Consider the following 18,109-nt stretch of genomic DNA (forward strand, 5'->3'; position numbering starts at 1 on the left):
GTGAGTTACCCATGTTCTCGCCTCGGGTCGTCGGCGCGAGATATCTGCGGTATACACCACTATGCGCAAATGGTTGACGGGTGCGGCCGCGGTGGTCGTGGTCGTGGTCGCGGTGGTGGCGGGGCTTTATGTACTGATGAATTCGCGCACCTACCAGCTCACCGGCGAACTCGTGAACCGTGTCGAAACCCAGGACAAAGTCGTCGCACTCACCTTCGACGACGGGCCGACCGAACGAACCCCGGAAATCCTGCGCACCCTGGCCGAATTGCAGGTGCCCGCCACCTTCTACCTCGTCGGTGACGATCTCGCCGCGCATCCCGAATTCGGGCAGGCGATCGCGGCGGCGGGGCACGAAATCGGCAACCACACCTACACGCACCGCCGCATGGTGCTGGTTTCGGGCGACACCGTGCGTGACGAGATCGAACGCACCGACACCGAGATCCGCCGCACCGGCTATCAGGGGCCGATCACCTTCCGCCCGCCCTACGGCAAGAAGCTCTACGGCCTGCCGAAATACCTCGCCGACCACGACCGCACCACGGTGACCTGGGATGTCGAACCCGATTCCGCGGGCGGCGTCGACCGTGACACCGTGGTCGCCACCACCCTCGAACAGACCCGCCCCGGTTCCATCGTGCTGCTGCACGTCATGCACGGCACCGAATCGGCGGCCGCGCTGCCAGGCATCGTCACCGGCCTGCGCGCACAGGGATACCGCTTCGCCACCGTCTCCGACATGCTGGCGAAGAACTAGCCGTTGCCGCGGTAGCCGGAGCGCGCCGCCTGCACCGTGTCGATATTGGTCTCGAGGACCTCGATCAGCGCGTGCAGCCGGACGGCCACCTGTGCGCCCAGCTCGGTGAGGGTGTATTCCACGCGCGGCGGAATGGCCTCCAGGACTTCGCGGTGCACCATGCCGTCGCGCTCGAGGGCCTGCAGGGTCTGCGACAGCATGCGCTCGCTCACCCCGTCGACCCGCCTGCGGAGCGCGCTGAACCGGAACGGGCCCTCCCGCAGGGCCACCAGGGCGAGCACACCCCACCGGCTCGCGACGTTCTGCAGCACCGACCTGGACGCGCAGTCGCGTGCGAAGACGTCGGCTTCCAGCGTCTGATCGTCGTCGAGGTGCTGCTCACTCATACCGGTGATCTTACCCTCCTTGACGACAGCGCCTACTGAATGCATAGTACTTACTAATAGTTAGTGCATGTCGATCAGTTCGGAGGAAGTCATGACTGTTGCGGTGGCCGGAGCGAGTGGACAGCTGGGCAGGCTCGTCGTCGAGGCATTGGTGGCGGCCGGTGAGCGGCCGGTGGCGATCGTGCGGGATCCGGCGAAGGTGGCCGATCTCGATGTCGAAGTACGCCGGGCGTCCTACGACGACGCGGCAGCGCTCGATGCCGCGCTGATCGGTGTCGACCGGTTGCTGCTCATCTCGGGCAACGAGTTCGGCGCGCGAGTCGCCCAGCACACCACCGTGATTCGAGCGGCCGAACGCGCGGGTGTCGAGCTGCTGGCCTACACGAGCATTCCGCAGGCCGAGGTGAACCCGATGATCCTGGCCGCCGAACATCGCGGCACCGAAGAGGTGCTCGCGGGCGCGTCGGTGCCGACGGTGCTGCTGCGCAACAGCTGGTACTGGGAGAACTACAGCCAGGCCGCGGCCCTCGCCGCACAGACCGGCGTGCTGCACGGCGCGATGGACGAGGGTCGCGTCTCGGGTGCGGCCCGAGCCGACTACGCCGAGGCCGCGGCCCGCGTCCTCACCGGAGACGGGCACGCGGGCCGCGTCTACGAACTGGGTGGCGACGAAGCCCTCTCCGGCCCCGACCTGGCCGCCGCGATCGGTGCGGCCACCGGCGCGACTGTGCGCTACGAGAACCTCCCGACCAGCGAATACGCGGCCACCCTGCACGCCGCGGGCGTGGACGAGCAGTTCGCCACGGTCCTCGCCGACTCGGACGCGGGCATCGCCCAGGGCTTCCTCGAGGTGCGCACCGGCGACCTCACCAAGCTCCTCGGACGCCCGGCCACCCCGGCGGCCTCGGTCTTCGCGTCGGCCTGAGCCCCCGGGTCTTCGAGGTTCCGTCGGCTTCGACCGGACCCTGCGCGGTCCCCGCACGGCGAATCTCAGTGCCGACGGGGACCGGCGGCGCACCCGTTAGAAGGTGATGGTGTCCCGGGCGGCCCAAGTGCCCGGTGACGCCCCCGGTTCGCACCGCTACAGTGCGGAGCGTGGCTCATGAAACTCCCCGTCGGCGCGCGCACACCTACCTGAGTGGTTTGTTGTTCGTGGTCGGTGTCCTGCATTTCGTCGCGCCGAAGCTGTTCGACGGCATCGTTCCCAAGCAGTTGCCCGGCGAACCCCGGGCCTATACCTACGGCTCCGGGGTCGCCGAGCTGGGTGTCGCCACGGCGCTGGCAGTGCCGAAGACCCGGCGTTTCGGTGGCTGGCTCGCCGCGGGCCTGTTCGTCGCCGTTTTCCCGGCCAATGTGCAGATGACCGTCGACGTGCTCGGCAACCCCAAGTCCTCGCCCGCCTTCAAGGCCGGGGTGGTCGCACGGTTGCCGCTGCAGATTCCGCTGATCGTGGCCGCGTTGCGGGTCGCGCGCCGCTGATCACACCCACTGCACGAGCTGGATGACCACGCCGTTGGGGTCGGTCATCTGGAAGTAGCGCTCGCCCCATTCCTCGGTTTCGATGGGCGTCTCGATCGGGACGCCCGCGTCGCGCAATCGCTCGTATTCGCTGTCGATGTCGTCGACCACGAAGACCACGAGCACACCCTCGCCCGCACTGCCCGCGATCCGCGCCGGCTTGAACGACTTCAGGCCGGTGCGCAGGTAGATGACGTCCATGCCCGCGTCGGGCCTGCCGAGGCTGACGAACCCGTCGGCGGCCATGTTCTCGGTGAAACCGAGGTGGTCGACGAGGAACTGGGCCGACGCCTGCGGGTCGTCCACATTGAGCGAGACGGCGGAAGCGGTGATCTGCATGGACTCTCCTCGATGACGTTACTCCGTACTTTGTACGCTTTTAGTCTGCGAATAATGACCACCGACCGCTCTATGAGCTGGCTCACACCTTGAAGGTGTCGCGTTCGATCCGCAGCGTGGTGATGGTCGACGCGAGGCCCTCGTACTGATTGACGAGCAGCACGATCTCGATGAGCAACCGCTCGTCGTAGTGCGCGGCCAGCTCCGCCCACGCCGCGTCGTCGATATCGCGGGTGGTCACCAGCCGGTCGGTCGCGGTGAGCAGCGCCCGCTGACGCGGCGTCCACCCCTCCGCGTCCGGCCCCGCCGCCACCCGATCCACCTCGACCGCGGTCAGCCCGGCCTTGCGCCCCAGTCGGCGATGGTGGTCGGCCTCGTAACCGCAGTCGCGCAGATGCGCCACCCGCAGAATCACCAATTCGGCCTCCGCGCGCGGCAATCGCCCACCCGGCATGAGCTTGCCGGAGAAATGCAGCCAACCCCGGAACAGCCCACGGGTGCGACCGAGTGTGCTGAAAAGGTGGGCGTCCGCCGTGCCCGCCGCGCGAGAAAGTACCTGCCAGACAACCCAGTTGATCGGTCCGAGTTCACCCAACCGGCCGGGGGAAATGCGTGGTAGGGGCGTTGCGGCCATCGTCGTCCACCTCGTCTTATCGCTCGGTTCCGTCGGAATCGACAGCGTACTCGGCGGTACGCGCGCACGGTGGCGAGTCGGTTTTTCTTTGGTTTCCAGTGGTTTTCGGAACAGTTGCGCGTCATGATTTGGGTACCGCAGCGCGCAGCGGCGGTGAGGTCGCAGCAGTGGTAGGGGAACATCGCAATGCTGGTTCGGATCAGGCCGGGCGCGGAACTCACCGGCGCCGAGCGGGAGTTCGTCGAATGCCTGAGCGCCTATCCGAGCCCTGGGCTCGCCCTGATCGACCCACAGGTGGGGGATCGGCGCCTCGACGCGGTGGTGGTGACGCCGCGGGGGATCACGGTGATCGACGTGTTGGGATTCCGGCGACGGCAGAGCGGGTTGCTTGCCATGTCGAGCACGGGGGCGTGGACGATCAGCGACAGTCCGCTGGAGTTGGACGCCGGACCGTCGAGCGGGCTGACCGACCGGCTCGAACACGGTGTGCACGCGGTGCGGGTGGCGCTGGAACACGCGCTGCAGGAGAGCAGGCATGTGTGCGGGGCGGTGGTGCTCGTGCCGTACCGGGGTGTGGTGGTGCGACCGGCGCGCACCGCCTTACGTCCGGGCCTCGACGTGCTGGTCGCCAATACTGTCGACGCGCACGAATTACGCGTCTACCTGGAGAACTTCTCGGCCGGCCCGCGCGAATGGACCGTCGAGAGGGTGCTCAACACCTGCGCCGCGCTCGGCCTGGCCGACCTCGCCCCCACCCGTACCGAGCTCACCGACGACGGATTCCCGGCCAAACGCCCCGACCCGGCACCGACCGCCCCACGACCCCGCCGTGTCGAACCGCCCGCCCCGCCCACCGAACCGGCAAAGGAGGGCAAACTGGCAGGTCTGGTGGTGTTCGGCCTGGCTGTGCTCGGCATGCTGATCGTGCTGGTGATGGTGATCCTCGCCCTGCTCACCGACTCACCGTCCCCGCGAACGGTCTCCGACATCACCGAGTCGACCACCCCGGCCCCGGTCACCGTCACCCACCGTCCCGCCCACTGCTGGCCGTTCCAGACCGACTGCTGACTCCCGTCCGACACCGCCGCACAATCGCGGCACGTGGGTCGGGCCGTGCCCGACTGGGCACCGACACCGCGACGGAACTGTCAATCACGCACAGTCCCACCTAGTTTCGTGAAGGCGATAGCTTGCTCGGCCCGAGCCCGCACATGCACGCAGGACGTGGTGATGTGGGTGACGAGGGTGTGCAGGGCGCGCTCGCGGCGTCCGGCCAGCACGTGCTCGGCGATGGCGATGTGTTCGGTGGTCATCGCCGCTACCCGGTCGGTGGTCGGCACATCCATCGTGCGCACCGGGCGGACCCGGATGTAGACGGCACTCAGAGCTTCGGCGAGGGCCGAATTGCCCGCTGCCCGCAGCAGTTCGGTGTGGAACCGCTCATCGGCCGCGACCAGCTCGGGGCCCGGGCGCGGCGGCGTGTCCCTGAATTCTTGCCAGCGCGTGAGTTCCGTGCGGACGGCGACCAGATCGTGTCCGGCCGGGGCCGCAGCCGAACCGAGCGTCGAACGTTGAAAGCCCCGTGTTTCCAGAACCATTCGTAACTCGAAAAGCTCGTCGAGTTCGGCCAGCCGTGGCCGGTAGAGGTACAGCCCCTCCGGATGACGCTGCACCAGGCCGTCGGCCTGTAACCGGGCCAGCGCCTCGCGCACCGGAGTGCGCGAGACGCCGTAGCGCCGGGCCAGCCGTTCGGCGCGCAACCGCTCGGCCGGTGCGAGCCGACCGGTCGCCAGATCGTCACGCAGCGATTCGTACACGCGGTCGGCCAGCGAAACCCGCCCACCCCTGCCCATGACGCGGCCTGCGTTCAGATCGCCATCGCCGCGCGCACAGCCGATTCCGCGCCCGCCCCGCCCGGTCCGGTGGAACCGACGTGCCCCGAGTGCAGCACGTAGTACCGCTGGGCGGCCTGCAACGCGAAACCGATGTGTTGCTCCACCAGCAGCACGCTCAACCCGCCGCGCTGCGTCAATTCGATGATGGTCCGCTCGATTTCGGCGACGACCGAGGGCTGGATGCCCTCGGTCGGTTCGTCGAGGATGAGCAGTTTCGGTTCGGTGATGAGGGCGCGGGCGATGGCGAGTTGCTGCCGCTGACCGCCCGAGAGCAACCCGGCCTTGCGGGTGAGCAGCTCGCGCAGGGCCGGGAACAGATCGAGCGACTCGTCGATCAGCGCCTTGCCGCGCTTGCGACCATCGGCCACCACCTGCAGGTTCTCGGCTGTGGACAGCTGGGGAAAACTCTGCTGACCCTGCGGAACATAGGCGATGCCCCGCTTCACCCGTTGTGACGGCGAGAGCTTGCTGATCTTCTCGCCGTCGAAGGTGATAGTGCCCGACTTGGTCGGCAGCAGCCCGACGGCGGTGCGCAGCAGGGTGGTCTTGCCCGCGCCGTTGTGGCCCATGATCGCGACCACGCTGTCGTCGGGGACGGTCAGGCTCACGCCGTGGACCACCTCGGTGCGCCCGTATCCCGAACGGACCTCTTCTAGTTCAAGCATCGGCGGCTTCCTTGTCTGTGGTTGCCATGGCCGCGGTGCCGAGGTAGACCTCCTGCACGCGCGGGTCGGCCTGCACCTGTTCCACGCTGCCCTCGCTGAGCACCTTGCCGCCCGCGAGCACCGTCACCGAGGTGGCGAAGGACCGCATGAAGTCCATGTCGTGCTCCACGACCAGGACCACGCGGTCACCACCGATGCGGCGCAACAGGTTTCCGGTCTCCTCGCGTTCCTCGGCGCTCATGCCCGCGACGGGTTCGTCGAGCAGCAGCACCGAGGCGTTCTGCACGAGCAGCATGCCGATCTCGAGCCATTGCTTCTGGCCGTGTGCGAGCACTCCGGCGGGTTTGTCGCGCAGCGCGGTGAGACCTGTTGTCTCCAAGGCCTCTTCGATGGCGGGCAGCACGGATTTGCGCGCACGCAGCAGCGACAGTGCCGAGCGGCCCGCGCCCGCCGCGATGTCGAGGTTCTGCAGCACCGTGAGCTGCTCGAACACACTCGCCGTCTGGAAGGTGCGCCCGACGCCGAGCCGGGCGATCTGGTGCACCTTCTTGCCGAGCAGTTCGATACCCGACTTCTGCGCCGACCCGGTCGCCGGGACCAGGCCGGTAATCGCGTCGATGAGGGTGGTCTTGCCCGCGCCGTTGGGCCCGATGAGGAACCGCAGGTCGCCCTGCAGGACGGTCAGGTCGACATCGGTCACCGCCTTGAATCCGTCGAAAGACACCGACAGACCGCGGATTTCGAGGTAGTCGCTGTTCATGCCCGCATTGCCGCCGGGCTTGGGTTCGTGTGAAGTCATCGGGCCAGCACCTTCTCCTCGGTGACCACAGCGGGTGTTTCCGGTTTGCGGCTCTCGCGCCATCCCTTGACCATCGGCCACAGTCCGGCGAGACCGGCGGGGATGAACCCGACGACCACGATGAACAGCACGCCCTGCAGGTAGGTCCAGCCCGACGGGAACGACTCCGACAGCGAGGTCTGCGCCCAGGCGACCCCGATCGCGCCGAGCACCGGACCGAGCAGGGTGGTGCGGCCACCGATCGCGACGCCGATCAGGAACGCGATCGACGGGACGACACCGATATCGGCGGGCGAGATGATGCCGACGATCGGTGTGAACAGCGCACCCGCGATACCGGCGAGGAACGCCGCGACCACGTACGCGACGATCTTGATATTCGCGGGGTCGTACCCGAGAAAACGCACCCGCTCCTCGGCATCGCGCACCGCGATCAGCAGCTCGCCGTAGCGGCTGCGGTTGAGCTGACGGATCAGCGCCACCACCACGAGCAGCGTGCCCGCCGCGATGAAGAACAGCATCTGCCGGTTGGCCGGGTCCGAGAGCCGGAACCCGAAGAACGCCCGGAAGTCCGACAGCCCGGTGAAGCCACCGATGGCCTGCTGACCGGTCAGCAGAATCGCCAGTGCCGCCGCGAGCGCCTGGCTCAGAATGGCGAAGTACGCACCGCGCACCCGCCGCTTGAACACGCCGTACCCGAGCACGGCCGCGACCAGCGCGGGCAGCACGAGGATGGCCAGGATCGCGACCGATGCGGATTCGAACGGCTGCCAGAAGCCCGGCAGTTCGCTGATGCCGGAGATCTCCATGAACTCGGGCACCTCGTTGCCCAGGCGTGCGGCGTCGGCGAGCTGCATGTGCATGGCCATGATGTAGGCGCCGATGCCGAAGAACACACCCTGTCCGAGGGTGAGCATTCCACCACGGCCCCAAGCCAATCCGATGCCCGCCGCCACGATCGCGAAGCAGAGGAACTTGGCGAGCAGGTTCAGCCGGAAGTCGCTCAGCACCGCCGGGGCGACGGCGAACAGGACTATCGCCGCGACCGCGAACCCGGCCAGCGGAGTGAGCCGGGGATAGGCGCGAAGGCGTTCGGTCAGTGCGTTCATGCCAGGCTCCTCGTCCGCACGGTGAACAGACCCTGCGGGCGGACCTGCAGGAAGATGACGATCAGCACGAACACGATCACCTTCGCGATCGACGCGGTGGTGGAGTATTCGATGAAGGAGTTGAGCAGACCGAGCGCGAACGCCGCGATCACCGTGCCCTTGATCTGGCCGAGCCCACCGATCACGACCACGAGGAAGGCGTCGATCAGATAGCTCTGCCCGATGGTCGGGCTGGTCGAACCGATGAGCGTGAGCGCGACACCGGCCACCCCCGCCAGGCCCGAACCGATGAAGAACGTGCTGATATCGGTGAATCTGCTCGATATGCCGCTGGTTTCGGCGAGACCACGGTTCTGCACGACCGCGCGGATGCGACGGCCCATCGGGGTCGTCTTGAGGACGGCGGCCAGCGCGGTCACCGCGACGATCGCGAGCACGAGAATGAAGATGCGCGTCTTGGGCACCACCGCACCGGCGATGGTGATTCCGCCACTGAGCCATTCGGGCACCAGCACGTTCTTGGCGGGCGCGCCGAAGATGTCACGCGCGGCCTGCTGCAGCACCAGGCCGACACCGAAGGTGACGAGCAGGGTGTCGAGCGGCCGGTCGTACATGTAGCGGATGAGCCCCATTTCCAGGACGGCACCGAGCAGGCCACCGATCAGGAAACCGGCGAGCAGCGAGACGGCCAGCGAGACACCGGCCGAGGAGAAGACCTGCTGCACAACATAAGTGGTGTAGCAACCGGCCATGATGAACTCGCCGTGCGCCATGTTGATGACGCCCATCTGACCGAAGGTCAGCGACAAACCGAGCGCGGCGAGCAGAAGAATGGATCCCAGGCTCAACCCTGTGAAGAGCTGGCCGATCAGCACGTCCATTGTGGTGGACTCCTAGAGAAACGGTGTGGGACGCGGCGCGCCCCACACCTGCCGGGCGACTTACTTCAGGCCCTTGGCCCACTCGTAGGACTTCAGGTACGGGTCGGGCGTGATCGCCTTGCCGGAATCCCACACCGTGTAGATCAGGCCGTCGGCGCGGATCTCACCGATGCGGGCGGTCTTGGTGATGTGGTGATTGGAGCCGTCGATGGTGACGGTGCCCTCGGGGGCCTCGAAGCTCACGCCGTCGGCCGCGGCCTGGATGTCGGCCACCGCGAACGACTTCGCCTTCTCCACCGTGTTCTTCCACAGGAACACCGAGGCGTAGGCGGCTTCCATCGGATCGGAGGTGGGCTTGTCGGCGCCGAAGGCGGCCTTGTAGTCGGCGACGAACTTCTTGTTCGCCGGGGAGTCGACGGTCTGGTAGTAGTTCCAGGCGGTCAGCTGGCCGGCGAGGCGGTCCGCACCGATACCCACGACCTCTTCCTCGGCGATCGACACCGAGACCACCGGCATCTCGGCAGCCTCGAGGCCCGCGTTGGAGTACTCACGGAAGAACGCCACGTTGGAGTCGCCGTTGAGGGTGTTGAACACCGCGCCCGCCTTGGCGGTGCGCACCTTGTTGACGATGGTGGAGAAGTCGGTGGAGCCGAGCGGGGTGTAGTCCTCGCCCTTGATCTCGATGCCGTTGGCGGCGGCGTAGGCCCTGATCTCGCGGTTGGCGGTCTGCGGGAAGACGTAGTCCGAACCGACCAGGTAGAGGGAGGTGATGCCCTTCTGCTTCAGGTAGTCCAAGGCCGGGACGATCTGCTGATTGGTGGTGGCGCCGGTGTAGAAGATGTTCTTGGAATCTTCCAGACCCTCGTACTGCACCGGGTAGTAGAGCAGCGAGTTCAGGCTCTCGAACTTGGGCTTCATGGCCTTGCGGCTCGACGAGGTCCAGCCGCCGAACACCGCGGCGACACAGTCGGAGCTGATGAGCTTCTCGGCCTTCTCGGCGAAGGTCTTCGGGTCGGACGCGCCGTCCTCGGGGACGATTTCGATCTTCTTGCCGAGCACCCCGCCCGCCGCGTTGATCTGGTCCACAGCCAGCTTGGTCGAATTGGCAACGGTGACTTCGGAAATCGCCATGGTGCCCGAGAGCGAGTGCAGCGAACCGACCTTGATGGTGTCTTTTGTTGTGTCGACGCAGGACGCCGCGGTGGAACCGGTCGAGGCGTCGTCGCGGGCGCCGCAGCCGGTGAGCAACAGGCCGGCCAGGGCTACCGCCGTGGGGACGGCCAGTGCCCTGAGCACACGGGAATCAGACATGGGGCGTTCTCCTCATCAGGTGTAACGGCGGCGCACGCGCGCCACAACGAACACACCGCTGCCTGGCTGTACACCGGGTTGTATACAGCGGCTGTATTCGTGAGCGGAACAGTAGATGGAACATGTTGCAGCGGAATATCTCCCGGTCACGTGCCCGTTTCGTCTGTTTCGTCCGTGTGAATTGTTCGGTGGGGAGCTACAGCGTGGCTACGGTTGCGTAGCCACGCACCCGTGCGGCACGCTGGCGATTCGTACGACGTCGAACAGCCGGAATCTCGCGGCGCTCGGGCCGCGGGGTGGTCAGTCGAGGAGGAGCCCAGTGGGGCACTACAAGGCCAACGTGCGTGACATCGAATTCAATCTCTTCGAGGTACTCGGGCTCGACAAGCTCCTCGACACCGGCGCCTACGGCGACCTGGACTCCGACACGGTGCGCCACATCCTCGACGAGGTGCGCAGGCTGGCCGAGGGCCCGATCGCGGAGACCTTCGCCGAAGCCGACCGCAACCCGGTGACCTACAACCCCGACACCTTCGACATCACCGTGCCCGAGCCGCTGCGCAAGACCGTGGCCGCCGTGCACGAGGCGCAGTGGTACCGGCTCGGCATGCCCGAGGGCATGGACGGCACGCCCGCGCCCAACGTGCTGCTGTGGGCCATCAACGAGCTCATCATCTGCGCCAACCCCTCGGCCAGCTTCTTCAACATGGGCCCGCTCATGGGCTCGGTGCTCTACGAGATCGGTACCGAGGAGCAGAAGCGTTGGGCGCGTGGGGGTTTCGAGCGTGGCTGGCAGGGCACGATGGTGCTCACCGAGCCCGACGCGGGCTCCGACGTCGGCGCGGGGCGCACCAAGGCGATCCCGCAGCCCGACGGGTCGTGGCACATCGAAGGGGTGAAGCGGTTCATCTCCGGTGGCGATGTGGGCGAGGCGGCCGAGAACATCTTCCACCTGGTGCTGGCCCGGCCCGAAGGCGCGGGGCCCGGCACCAAGGGCCTGTCGCTGTTCTATGTGCCGAAGTTCCTCTTCGACCCCGACACCATGGAGATCGGCGATCGCAACGGTGTGTACGTCACCGGGCTCGAGCACAAGATGGGCATCAAATCCTCGCCCACCTGCGAACTCACCTTCGGCGCCACCGGTGTGCCCGCCAAGGGGTGGCTGGTCGGTGAGGTGCACAACGGGATCGCGCAGATGTTCAAGGTGATCGAGAACGCGCGCATGACCGTGGGGGTGAAGTCGTCGGGCACGTTGTCGACCGGGTATCTGAACGCGCTCGAATACGCCAAGACACGGGTGCAGGGTGCGGATCTCACGCAGATGTCCGACAAGACGGCGCCGCGCGTGACCATCACCCACCATCCCGACGTGCGCAGGTCGCTGGCCATGCAGAAGGCGTACGCGGAGGGGTTGCGGGCGGTGTACCTCTACACGGCCGCGCATCAGAATGTGGATGTGGCGCAGCTGGTTTCGGGTGCCGACCCGGAGATGGCGCACCGCATCGACGATCTGCTGCTGCCGATCGTCAAGGGTGTCGGGTCCGAGCGGGCCTATCAGTTGCTCACCGAATCGCTGCAGACCTTCGGCGGGTCCGGCTATCTGCAGGACTACCCGATCGAGCAGTACATCCGCGATGCCAAGATCGACTCGCTGTACGAAGGCACCACCGCCATCCAGGCCCAGGACTTCTTCTTCCGCAAGATCATTCGCGACGGCGGTGCCGCGATGGGCCACCTGAACGCGCAGATCACCGCGTTCCTCGCCAACGATTCCGGCCGCTTCGCCACCGAACGCACCCTGCTGCGCACCGCCCAGTCCGACGTCGCCGCCATGGCCGCCACCCTCACCGGCTACGCCATGGCAGGACAGCAGGACCCGCCCGAGCTCTACAAGGTCGGCCTGGGCTCGGTGCGCTTCCTGATGGCAGTCGGCGACCTGCTCATCGGCTGGCGCCTGCTCGCCCAGGCCGAAATCGCCGCCGCCGCCCTCACCGGCGAATCCTCCGCCAAGGATCGCCCCTTCTACCAGGGCAAAGTAGCCGTAGCCTCGTTCTTCGCCAAGAACGTCCTGCCCGAACTCACCGCAACCCGCTCCGTCCTGGCCGCCCTCGACACCGACATCATGGCCATCCCGGAAGAAGCCTTCTGAGCGCTACTTGATGAGGTAGGGGGAGACGGAGCTGCGGTGTTCGCTGATGTCGAGGGACTTGCCGAGTGGGGGGAAGGCGCGTTGGGGGCAGTTGGAGCGGACGCAGACTCGGCAGCCCGCGCCGATGGGGGTGGCGGTGGCTTCGCCGAGGTCGATACCGTCGGCGTAGACGACGCGGGAGGCGTGGCGTAGTTCGCAGCCGAGGCCGATGGCGAAGGTTTTGCTCGGCTGGCCGTAGCGGGTGGCGCGGCGTTCCACGGTGCGCGCGACCCAGAGGTATTTGCGGCCGTCGGGCATCTGGGCGATCTGGGTCATGATCTTGCCCGGATAGGCGAAGGTCTCGTAGACGTTCCACAGCGGGCAGGTGCCGCCGCTGGCGGAGAAGTGGAAACCCGTGGCGGACTGGCGTTTCGACATGTTGCCCGCGCGGTCCACCCGGACGAAGGAGAACGGCACACCGCGCAGCGACGGACGTTGCAGGGTGGACAGGCGGTGGCAGACGGTTTCGTAGCTCTGCGAGAAGAACGCCGACAATCGTTCGATGTCGTACCGGAAGTCCTCGGCCACCTCGTGAAAGTGGGTGTAGGGCAACACCGTTGCTGCGGCGAAGTAGTTGGCGAGGCCGAGCATGGCCAGCTTGCGTGACGCGTCGGAGGCGAAATTGCCCTCCTCGACCAGCTTTTCGAGCAGCGCGCCGCATTCCAGATAGGCCAGTTCGGCGGCCAGTTTGAAGGTGCGCTGTCCGCCGGACAGGTGCGGGGAGATCTCGAGCTGCTTGGTCTGCGGGTCGTAGGTGTGCAGTACGCCCTCACCGAGGTCGATGCGCTCGCTGATCCGTACACCGTGCGAGCGGAGCAGTCGCGCGATCTCGGTGCTCACCTCGCCACCGTGGAAGCGGATGCGGGCGGTGAGATCCTCTGCGGCGGTGTCCAACTCGTGGATGTAGTTCTGGCGCTGATAGAAGTAGTCGCGCACTTCCTCGTGCGGCTTGCTGATCGCGGCACTGCCGGAGCCGTCGGCGAAACGGTCCTCGGTGGCGGCGGCCAGCTGAGCGCTGGTGTTGCGGTACCGGTTGTGCATGGCGACCAGGGCCCGCGCCATCGACGGGTGCGCCGACACCATGTCGGCGATCTCCTTGGTGTCGGCCTCGATGCCCAGCTCGGCATCCATCACCACTTCCTGGAGTTCGGCGATGAGCCGGGTGTCGTCCTGGGCGGAGAAGAAGGTGGGGTCGACGCCGAAGACCTCGTTGATCCGGGTGAGCACCGGGACCGTCAGCGGGCGCACATCGTGCTCGATCTGGTTGAGATAACTGGCCGAGATCTCCAGTTTCTGGGCCAGCGTCACCTGGCTCAGCCCACGCTCAGTACGCAGCTGGCGCAGCCGCGCACCGACATAGGTTTTGGCCATATGTCCAGTTTATGGGCGGTTTCACAGGGTTGCCAACCGGTTCTTAGCAGCGTGTGCTGAGCGATGTGTCACACCCGCGCGCTACGGTCGAACGGTGCTGTTCAGCGATGTCGTCGCGACCTCGGAGCAGGTCCGGGCCACCCGGTCGCGCAAGGAGAAGACCGCCGCCCTCGCCGCGTTGCTCTCGGCCGCGGGTCCGGCGGAGATCGGCACTGTGGTCGCCTGGTTGTCGGGTGAACTCACACAGGGCCGGATCGGCGTGGGGTGGCGAACGGTCACCGGGCTGGGCGCGGCGGCGAGCGATCAGACCCAACTCACGGTCGAACAGGTCGACAACTACTTCACGCGGCTCAAGGGCCTGAGTTCCACCAACAGCCGCCGCGAAGTACTCGCCGAGCTGTTCACCGCGGCGACCGAAGAGGTACAGTCCTTTCTGATCCGGCTGCTCACCGGCGAACTGCGCCAGGGGGCGCTCACCGCGCAGGTAGTAGAGGGCCTGGCTCGATCCACCGGCATCGGCGTCGACGTGATCCGCCGCGCCCACATGCTCTCCGGGAACCTGCCCGCCACCGCCGTCGCCGCGATCACCGGCGGCGAGGACGCGCTGCGGGCGTTCCGCCTCGAGGTGGGCAGGCCGGTCGCGCCGATGCTCGCCTCCCCGGGCGGCTCACTGGACGAGGCGCTGGCCGAACTCGGCCCACAGGTGAGCGTCGAACACAAACTCGACGGCGCCCGCATCCAGGTGCACCGGGCGGGGGAGCGGGTGTGGGTGTTCACCCGCACCCTGCGCGACATCACCGCGGGCGTACCCGAACTGGTCGAGTTGGTTCGTGGCCTGGACTGCACGAGCGTGGTGCTCGACGGCGAGACCCTCGCGCTCACCGACGCCGGTCGCCCGCGCCCGTTCCAGGAGACGATGAGCCGCTTCGCCACCGTCGGCGACACCCGCGAACTGCTGCTGCACCCGTACTTCTTCGACTGTCTGCACCTGGACGGCGAAGACCTGCTCGACGAGCCCCTGCGCGTGCGCCGCACCGCACTGGACCGGCTGGCCGGACAGCACGCCATCCCGGCACTGGTCGCGCCCGACGCCGAGGCGGCCGCCGAGTGCTACGACGACGCGCTCGCCGTCGGCAACGAGGGCGTGATGGTGAAGTCGCTCGAGGCGCCGTACGCGGCGGGCAGGCGTGGTAAGGCCTGGCAGAAGGTCAAACCCGCGCACACCCTCGACCTGCTGGTCATCGGTGCCGAATGGGGGTACGGCCGCCGCACGGGATTCCTGTCGAACCTGCACCTGGCCGCGCTCGACCCGGACACCGGCGAACCGGTGATGGTCGGTAAGACCTTCAAGGGCCTCACCGACGAACTGCTGCGCTGGCAGACCGAGGAATTCCCCAGTCACGCCACCCACCGCGACGCCCAGACGGTGTATCTGCGCCCGGATCTGGTGGTCGAGATCGCGCTCGACGGCGTGCAGACGAGCACCAGGTACCCCGGCGGCGTCGCCCTGCGGTTCGCCCGGGTGCTGCGGTACCGCCCGGACAAGGAACCCGCCCAGGCGGACACCATCGAAACCGTGCGTGCGCTGGGCGGACGCTGACCGCCGCGACTTTCGGGGCAACACTGCGGCAATCCGGAACGGCCATACGACACACTGGTCGGGTGAGCGCCGAACTTGTGGTCCTGTTGATCGTCATCGTCACAGCTCTCGCCTTCGACTTCACCAACGGCTTCCACGACACGGCCAACGCCATGGCGACCTCCATCGCCACCGGTGCGTTGAAGCCGAAGACGGCCGTGGCGATCTCGGGTGCGCTGAACCTGATCGGCGCGTTCCTCTCGGTGGCCGTCGCCGCGACCGTCGCCAAGGGGATCGTGCGGCTCGACGAGGTACAGGGCCAGGATCTGCTGGTGATCGTGTTCGCGGGGCTCGTCGGCGGCATCCTGTGGAATCTGTTCACCTGGTTGCTCGGCCTGCCGTCGAGTTCCTCGCACGCCCTGTTCGGCGGGCTGATCGGCGCCACGCTCGCCGCGCTCGGCTGGAGCGGCGTCATCTGGGTTTCGGGCACCGAGGGTGTGCTGGTGAAGATCGTGCTGCCCGCGGTGCTCGCGCCGGTCGTCGCCGCGCTGGTCGGCGCGATCGGCACCTATCTGGTGTACCGCATCACCCGAGGGGTGAGTAAGGACAAGACCGACGAGGGCTTCCGCTGGGGTCAGATCGGATCGGCCTCGCTGGTCTCGCTCGCCCACGGCACCAACGACGCGCAGAAGACGATGGGCGTCATCTTCCTCGCGCTGGTGGCCTACGGCTCGATCGACGCCGACGACCACATGCCGCTGTGGGTGATGGCCTCCTGTGCCTTCGCCATCGCGCTCGGCACCTACCTGGGTGGGTGGCGCATCATCCGGACCCTCGGCAAGGGCCTCGTCGAGATCGAGTCGCCGCAGGGCCTGGCGGCCGAATCCACGTCGGCGGCGATCATCCTCACCTCCGCGCACTTCGGGCTGCCGCTGTCGACCACACAGACCGCGACCGGCGCCATCCTCGGCACCGGCATCGGCAAGGGCGCCGAGGTGCGCTGGGGCGTGATGGGCCGCATGGTTGTCGCATGGATGCTCACACTGCCCGCGGCAGGCGTGGTCGGCGCGATCTGCTGGGGGCTGGCGTATCTGATCGGTGGCCTGGCGGGCGTGCTCGTGGTGTTCGCGATACTGATCTCGGGAGCGCTGGCCATCTACCTGCGCTCGCGCCGCGACCCGGTCGACCACCACAACGTCAACGAGGAATGGGCCTCGGCCGAACCCGACCACCCGCGGCCGGAATAGGAGGACACCGGGATGCACACACTCTGGCTGAATCTGCGTGAACTGTGGGATGTGCTGATCGCCGCCCTCGTCCTCGGCGCGGGCGTGCCCGCCGTCTTCGCGTTCGCGGTGCGCTGGTGGGCCAACGGCGAAACGGTCGACGCCGACGGAGGGGTGCGGCGCAACCATCTCGCCCTCGCGGGCGCGTTCGTCTGCGTCGTTCTCATCGTCGCGCTGGTGATCTGCGGAATCCTGTTCACGGCAAAGGCTTTCATCGCACACCAGTTCGGCATCCACCTGTTCGGACAATCCTGAGCGAGGACCAATGACCGACTCGTCACCCACTCCACCGGTACGCCCCGGCCTGATGTCGCGGGTGCTCGGCTGGCTGCGCGCCGGCTACCCGCAGGGTATTCCGCAATCGGACTACGTCGCGTTGTTCGCGGTGCTGCACCGCAACCTCACCGATTACGAGGTGGTGGCCATCGGCGAACAGCTGATCGCGGCCAATCCGAATCGCGAATCCATCAGCCACGCCGAGATCGCGGCCGCTGTCGCCGATTTCGCGAAACAGCAGCCCGCCGCCGAGGACGTGTCGCGGGTGGCCTCGCACCTGGCGGCCGGTGGCTGGCCGCTGGCCGAACCGATCGACGACTCCGAGTAATTCGCCGTGTGCCAATAGAATTGGTGGCTGACGATTCCACCGGATTCGTGCCGTTCGCGCGCTAGCATGCACGGGTGGTACGGCGTGCGGCAGAAGTCGAGAGTGGTCGAAGTTATGGTGGATTGTCGCGCGAGCAGCGAATTGCCCTACGCCGGAGCCGATTGACCGACGCGGCCCTGGAATTGTTCGGAACCCGTGGTTATTCCTCGACCTCGATCGAACGATTGTGTGCCACTGCGAATGTGTCGACGCGCAGTTTCTACGAAGACATCGGCAGCCGCGAAGCGCTACTGATCGCGCTGGTCGACCGGCTCAATTCCGCCGCGCTGCAACGCCTCGACGAAGCCCTCGACCGCACCCGTGAACAGCCGCTCGTGGTGCGCGTGGTGGAGAGTTTCCGCGCGTTTCTCTCGGTGACCTGCCGGGATCGGCGGGCCGCACGGGTTTTCTACGTGGAGATCGTCGGGGTGAGCCCGGCGGTGGAGGAATGGCGGCGCGCGCAGCGGCGTGCGATTTCGGCGCTGCTCACCCGCGAGGCGCAACGTGCGGCCGAACGCGGTGAGGCGCCCTCGCGCAGTTTTCACCTGTTCACCCTCGCGCTGATCGGCGCGGTCACCTCTCTTGCCCAGGAAATGGTGCACGCCACCGTGCCGGGCGACGCGATCTCGGTCGACGAGATCTGCGACCAGATCGCCTACTTCATCCGTTCCGGTCTGCCCGCGCGCACGGCCTGAGGAACGAAAACGGGAGGCGCCCGATGGACGCCTCCCGTTTGTCGTTACCG

At 67.1% G+C, this 18,109-nt stretch carries 20 protein-coding genes; 10 read left to right on the forward strand and 10 right to left on the reverse strand.

Annotated features, from left to right (window positions below; all coding sequences use genetic code 11):
• Positions 1 to 61: 61 nt before the first annotated feature.
• Positions 62 to 760 carry a polysaccharide deacetylase family protein gene (locus LDL21_RS00910; RefSeq protein ID WP_225278428.1) on the forward strand — a complete coding sequence of 233 codons (699 nt, stop codon included), beginning with the start codon at positions 62 to 64 and terminating at the stop codon, positions 758 to 760.
• On the opposite strand, the gene LDL21_RS00915 is transcribed toward LDL21_RS00910, so the two are convergent.
• Positions 757 to 1,146 carry a winged helix-turn-helix transcriptional regulator gene (locus LDL21_RS00915; protein ID WP_225278429.1) on the reverse strand — a complete coding sequence of 130 codons (390 nt, stop codon included), beginning with the start codon at positions 1,144 to 1,146 and terminating at the stop codon, positions 757 to 759. The two genes, LDL21_RS00910 and LDL21_RS00915, sit on opposite strands and share 4 nt — an antisense overlap.
• Positions 1,147 to 1,237: 91 nt before the next feature.
• Here LDL21_RS00915 and LDL21_RS00920 point away from each other — a divergent pair, with 91 nt between their 5' ends.
• Both LDL21_RS00920 and LDL21_RS00925 read left to right on the forward strand, forming a co-directional pair.
• Positions 1,238 to 2,071 carry an NmrA family NAD(P)-binding protein gene (locus LDL21_RS00920; protein WP_225279188.1) on the forward strand — a complete coding sequence of 278 codons (834 nt, stop codon included), beginning with the start codon at positions 1,238 to 1,240 and terminating at the stop codon, positions 2,069 to 2,071.
• Between the two features lie 161 nt (positions 2,072 to 2,232).
• Entirely contained in the window at positions 2,233 to 2,625 is a 393-nt protein-coding gene (locus LDL21_RS00925) for a DoxX family protein (protein ID WP_372462119.1), read from the forward strand.
• Here LDL21_RS00925 and LDL21_RS00930 read toward each other — a convergent pair whose 3' ends face one another.
• Both LDL21_RS00930 and LDL21_RS00935 read right to left on the reverse strand, forming a co-directional pair.
• On the reverse strand, positions 2,626 to 3,003 hold the full coding sequence (locus tag LDL21_RS00930; protein WP_225278431.1) for a VOC family protein: 378 nt from the start codon (positions 3,001 to 3,003) through the stop codon (positions 2,626 to 2,628). It abuts the gene before it with no gap.
• An 82-nt stretch (positions 3,004 to 3,085) separates the two neighbouring features.
• Positions 3,086 to 3,637: a carboxymuconolactone decarboxylase family protein gene (locus tag LDL21_RS00935; protein ID WP_225278432.1), complete on the reverse strand. Its 552-nt coding sequence runs from the start codon at positions 3,635 to 3,637 to the stop codon at positions 3,086 to 3,088.
• 186 nt (positions 3,638 to 3,823) lie between these two features.
• On the opposite strand from LDL21_RS00935, the gene LDL21_RS00940 reads away from it, so the two are divergent.
• The gene (locus LDL21_RS00940) at positions 3,824 to 4,705 is read left to right on the forward strand and encodes an NERD domain-containing protein (RefSeq protein ID WP_225278433.1); all 882 of its coding nucleotides are present in this window, start codon (positions 3,824 to 3,826) and stop codon (positions 4,703 to 4,705) included.
• 80 nt (positions 4,706 to 4,785) lie between these two features.
• Here LDL21_RS00940 and LDL21_RS00945 read toward each other — a convergent pair whose 3' ends face one another.
• From LDL21_RS00945 to urtA, 6 genes are read right to left on the reverse strand one after another with little or no spacing between them, the layout of a single operon-like run.
• Positions 4,786 to 5,490 carry a GntR family transcriptional regulator gene (locus tag LDL21_RS00945; protein ID WP_225278434.1) on the reverse strand — a complete coding sequence of 235 codons (705 nt, stop codon included), beginning with the start codon at positions 5,488 to 5,490 and terminating at the stop codon, positions 4,786 to 4,788.
• A 14-nt stretch (positions 5,491 to 5,504) separates the two neighbouring features.
• A complete protein-coding gene (gene urtE / locus LDL21_RS00950) occupies positions 5,505 to 6,197 on the reverse strand; it encodes an urea ABC transporter ATP-binding subunit UrtE (RefSeq protein WP_225278435.1) in 693 nt (230 codons plus the stop codon).
• The gene (gene urtD / locus LDL21_RS00955; protein ID WP_067484707.1) at positions 6,190 to 6,996 is read right to left on the reverse strand and encodes an urea ABC transporter ATP-binding protein UrtD; all 807 of its coding nucleotides are present in this window, start codon (positions 6,994 to 6,996) and stop codon (positions 6,190 to 6,192) included. The genes urtE and urtD overlap by 8 nt, the downstream gene beginning before the upstream one ends.
• Positions 6,993 to 8,105, reverse strand: a complete 1,113-nt coding sequence (gene urtC / locus LDL21_RS00960; protein WP_225278436.1) for an urea ABC transporter permease subunit UrtC — start codon at positions 8,103 to 8,105, stop codon at positions 6,993 to 6,995. Before urtC ends, urtD begins: the two co-directional genes overlap by 4 nt.
• Positions 8,102 to 8,986 carry an urea ABC transporter permease subunit UrtB gene (urtB, locus tag LDL21_RS00965; protein WP_067484718.1) on the reverse strand — a complete coding sequence of 295 codons (885 nt, stop codon included), beginning with the start codon at positions 8,984 to 8,986 and terminating at the stop codon, positions 8,102 to 8,104. The genes urtC and urtB overlap by 4 nt, the downstream gene beginning before the upstream one ends.
• A gap of 60 nt (positions 8,987 to 9,046) precedes the next feature.
• The gene (gene urtA, locus LDL21_RS00970) at positions 9,047 to 10,297 is read right to left on the reverse strand and encodes an urea ABC transporter substrate-binding protein (protein WP_225278437.1); all 1,251 of its coding nucleotides are present in this window, start codon (positions 10,295 to 10,297) and stop codon (positions 9,047 to 9,049) included.
• A gap of 319 nt (positions 10,298 to 10,616) precedes the next feature.
• On the opposite strand from urtA, the gene LDL21_RS00975 reads away from it, so the two are divergent.
• Positions 10,617 to 12,446 carry an acyl-CoA dehydrogenase gene (locus LDL21_RS00975; RefSeq protein WP_225278438.1) on the forward strand — a complete coding sequence of 610 codons (1,830 nt, stop codon included), beginning with the start codon at positions 10,617 to 10,619 and terminating at the stop codon, positions 12,444 to 12,446.
• A 3-nt stretch (positions 12,447 to 12,449) separates the two neighbouring features.
• Here LDL21_RS00975 and ramB read toward each other — a convergent pair whose 3' ends face one another.
• The gene (ramB, locus tag LDL21_RS00980) at positions 12,450 to 13,856 is read right to left on the reverse strand and encodes an acetate metabolism transcriptional regulator RamB (RefSeq protein ID WP_225278439.1); all 1,407 of its coding nucleotides are present in this window, start codon (positions 13,854 to 13,856) and stop codon (positions 12,450 to 12,452) included.
• Positions 13,857 to 13,950: 94 nt separating this feature from the next.
• Between ramB and LDL21_RS00985 the strand changes: the two genes are divergently transcribed.
• The 5 genes from LDL21_RS00985 (at position 13,951) to LDL21_RS01005 (ending at position 18,059) form a co-directional block, all read left to right on the forward strand.
• On the forward strand, positions 13,951 to 15,456 hold the full coding sequence (locus LDL21_RS00985) for an ATP-dependent DNA ligase (RefSeq protein ID WP_225278440.1): 1,506 nt from the start codon (positions 13,951 to 13,953) through the stop codon (positions 15,454 to 15,456).
• Between the two features lie 62 nt (positions 15,457 to 15,518).
• Entirely contained in the window at positions 15,519 to 16,682 is a 1,164-nt protein-coding gene (locus LDL21_RS00990; protein ID WP_225278441.1) for an inorganic phosphate transporter, read from the forward strand.
• Positions 16,683 to 16,694: 12 nt separating this feature from the next.
• Positions 16,695 to 16,976, forward strand: a complete 282-nt coding sequence (locus LDL21_RS00995; RefSeq protein ID WP_225278442.1) for a hypothetical protein — start codon at positions 16,695 to 16,697, stop codon at positions 16,974 to 16,976.
• Positions 16,977 to 16,986: 10 nt separating this feature from the next.
• The gene (locus LDL21_RS01000) at positions 16,987 to 17,325 is read left to right on the forward strand and encodes a DUF3349 domain-containing protein (RefSeq protein ID WP_067641966.1); all 339 of its coding nucleotides are present in this window, start codon (positions 16,987 to 16,989) and stop codon (positions 17,323 to 17,325) included.
• A 74-nt stretch (positions 17,326 to 17,399) separates the two neighbouring features.
• A complete protein-coding gene (locus LDL21_RS01005) occupies positions 17,400 to 18,059 on the forward strand; it encodes a TetR/AcrR family transcriptional regulator (RefSeq protein ID WP_067979284.1) in 660 nt (219 codons plus the stop codon).
• Positions 18,060 to 18,109 lie beyond the last annotated feature (50 nt).

This window comes from Nocardia rosealba (assembly GCF_020216065.1).
In the GTDB taxonomy this organism is placed as follows: domain Bacteria; phylum Actinomycetota; class Actinomycetes; order Mycobacteriales; family Mycobacteriaceae; genus Nocardia; species Nocardia rosealba.

Excerpts from the sequence above, each read along its gene's own strand:
- LDL21_RS00910 (WP_225278428.1), top strand. The coding sequence starts at position 62 with ATGCGCAAATGGTTGACGGGTGCGGCCGCGGTGGTCGTGGTCGTGGTC.
- LDL21_RS00915 (WP_225278429.1), bottom strand. The coding sequence starts at position 1,146 with ATGAGTGAGCAGCACCTCGACGACGATCAGACGCTGGAAGCCGACGTC.
- LDL21_RS00920 (WP_225279188.1), top strand. The coding sequence starts at position 1,238 with ATGACTGTTGCGGTGGCCGGAGCGAGTGGACAGCTGGGCAGGCTCGTC.
- LDL21_RS00930 (WP_225278431.1), bottom strand. The coding sequence starts at position 3,003 with ATGCAGATCACCGCTTCCGCCGTCTCGCTCAATGTGGACGACCCGCAG.
- LDL21_RS00935 (WP_225278432.1), bottom strand. The coding sequence starts at position 3,637 with ATGGCCGCAACGCCCCTACCACGCATTTCCCCCGGCCGGTTGGGTGAA.
- LDL21_RS00940 (WP_225278433.1), top strand. The coding sequence starts at position 3,824 with ATGCTGGTTCGGATCAGGCCGGGCGCGGAACTCACCGGCGCCGAGCGG.
- LDL21_RS00945 (WP_225278434.1), bottom strand. The coding sequence starts at position 5,490 with ATGGGCAGGGGTGGGCGGGTTTCGCTGGCCGACCGCGTGTACGAATCG.
- urtE (WP_225278435.1), bottom strand. The coding sequence starts at position 6,197 with ATGCTTGAACTAGAAGAGGTCCGTTCGGGATACGGGCGCACCGAGGTG.
- urtD (WP_067484707.1), bottom strand. The coding sequence starts at position 6,996 with ATGACTTCACACGAACCCAAGCCCGGCGGCAATGCGGGCATGAACAGC.
- urtC (WP_225278436.1), bottom strand. The coding sequence starts at position 8,105 with ATGAACGCACTGACCGAACGCCTTCGCGCCTATCCCCGGCTCACTCCG.
- urtB (WP_067484718.1), bottom strand. The coding sequence starts at position 8,986 with ATGGACGTGCTGATCGGCCAGCTCTTCACAGGGTTGAGCCTGGGATCC.
- urtA (WP_225278437.1), bottom strand. The coding sequence starts at position 10,297 with ATGTCTGATTCCCGTGTGCTCAGGGCACTGGCCGTCCCCACGGCGGTA.
- ramB (WP_225278439.1), bottom strand. The coding sequence starts at position 13,856 with ATGGCCAAAACCTATGTCGGTGCGCGGCTGCGCCAGCTGCGTACTGAG.
- LDL21_RS00995 (WP_225278442.1), top strand. The coding sequence starts at position 16,695 with ATGCACACACTCTGGCTGAATCTGCGTGAACTGTGGGATGTGCTGATC.
- LDL21_RS01000 (WP_067641966.1), top strand. The coding sequence starts at position 16,987 with ATGACCGACTCGTCACCCACTCCACCGGTACGCCCCGGCCTGATGTCG.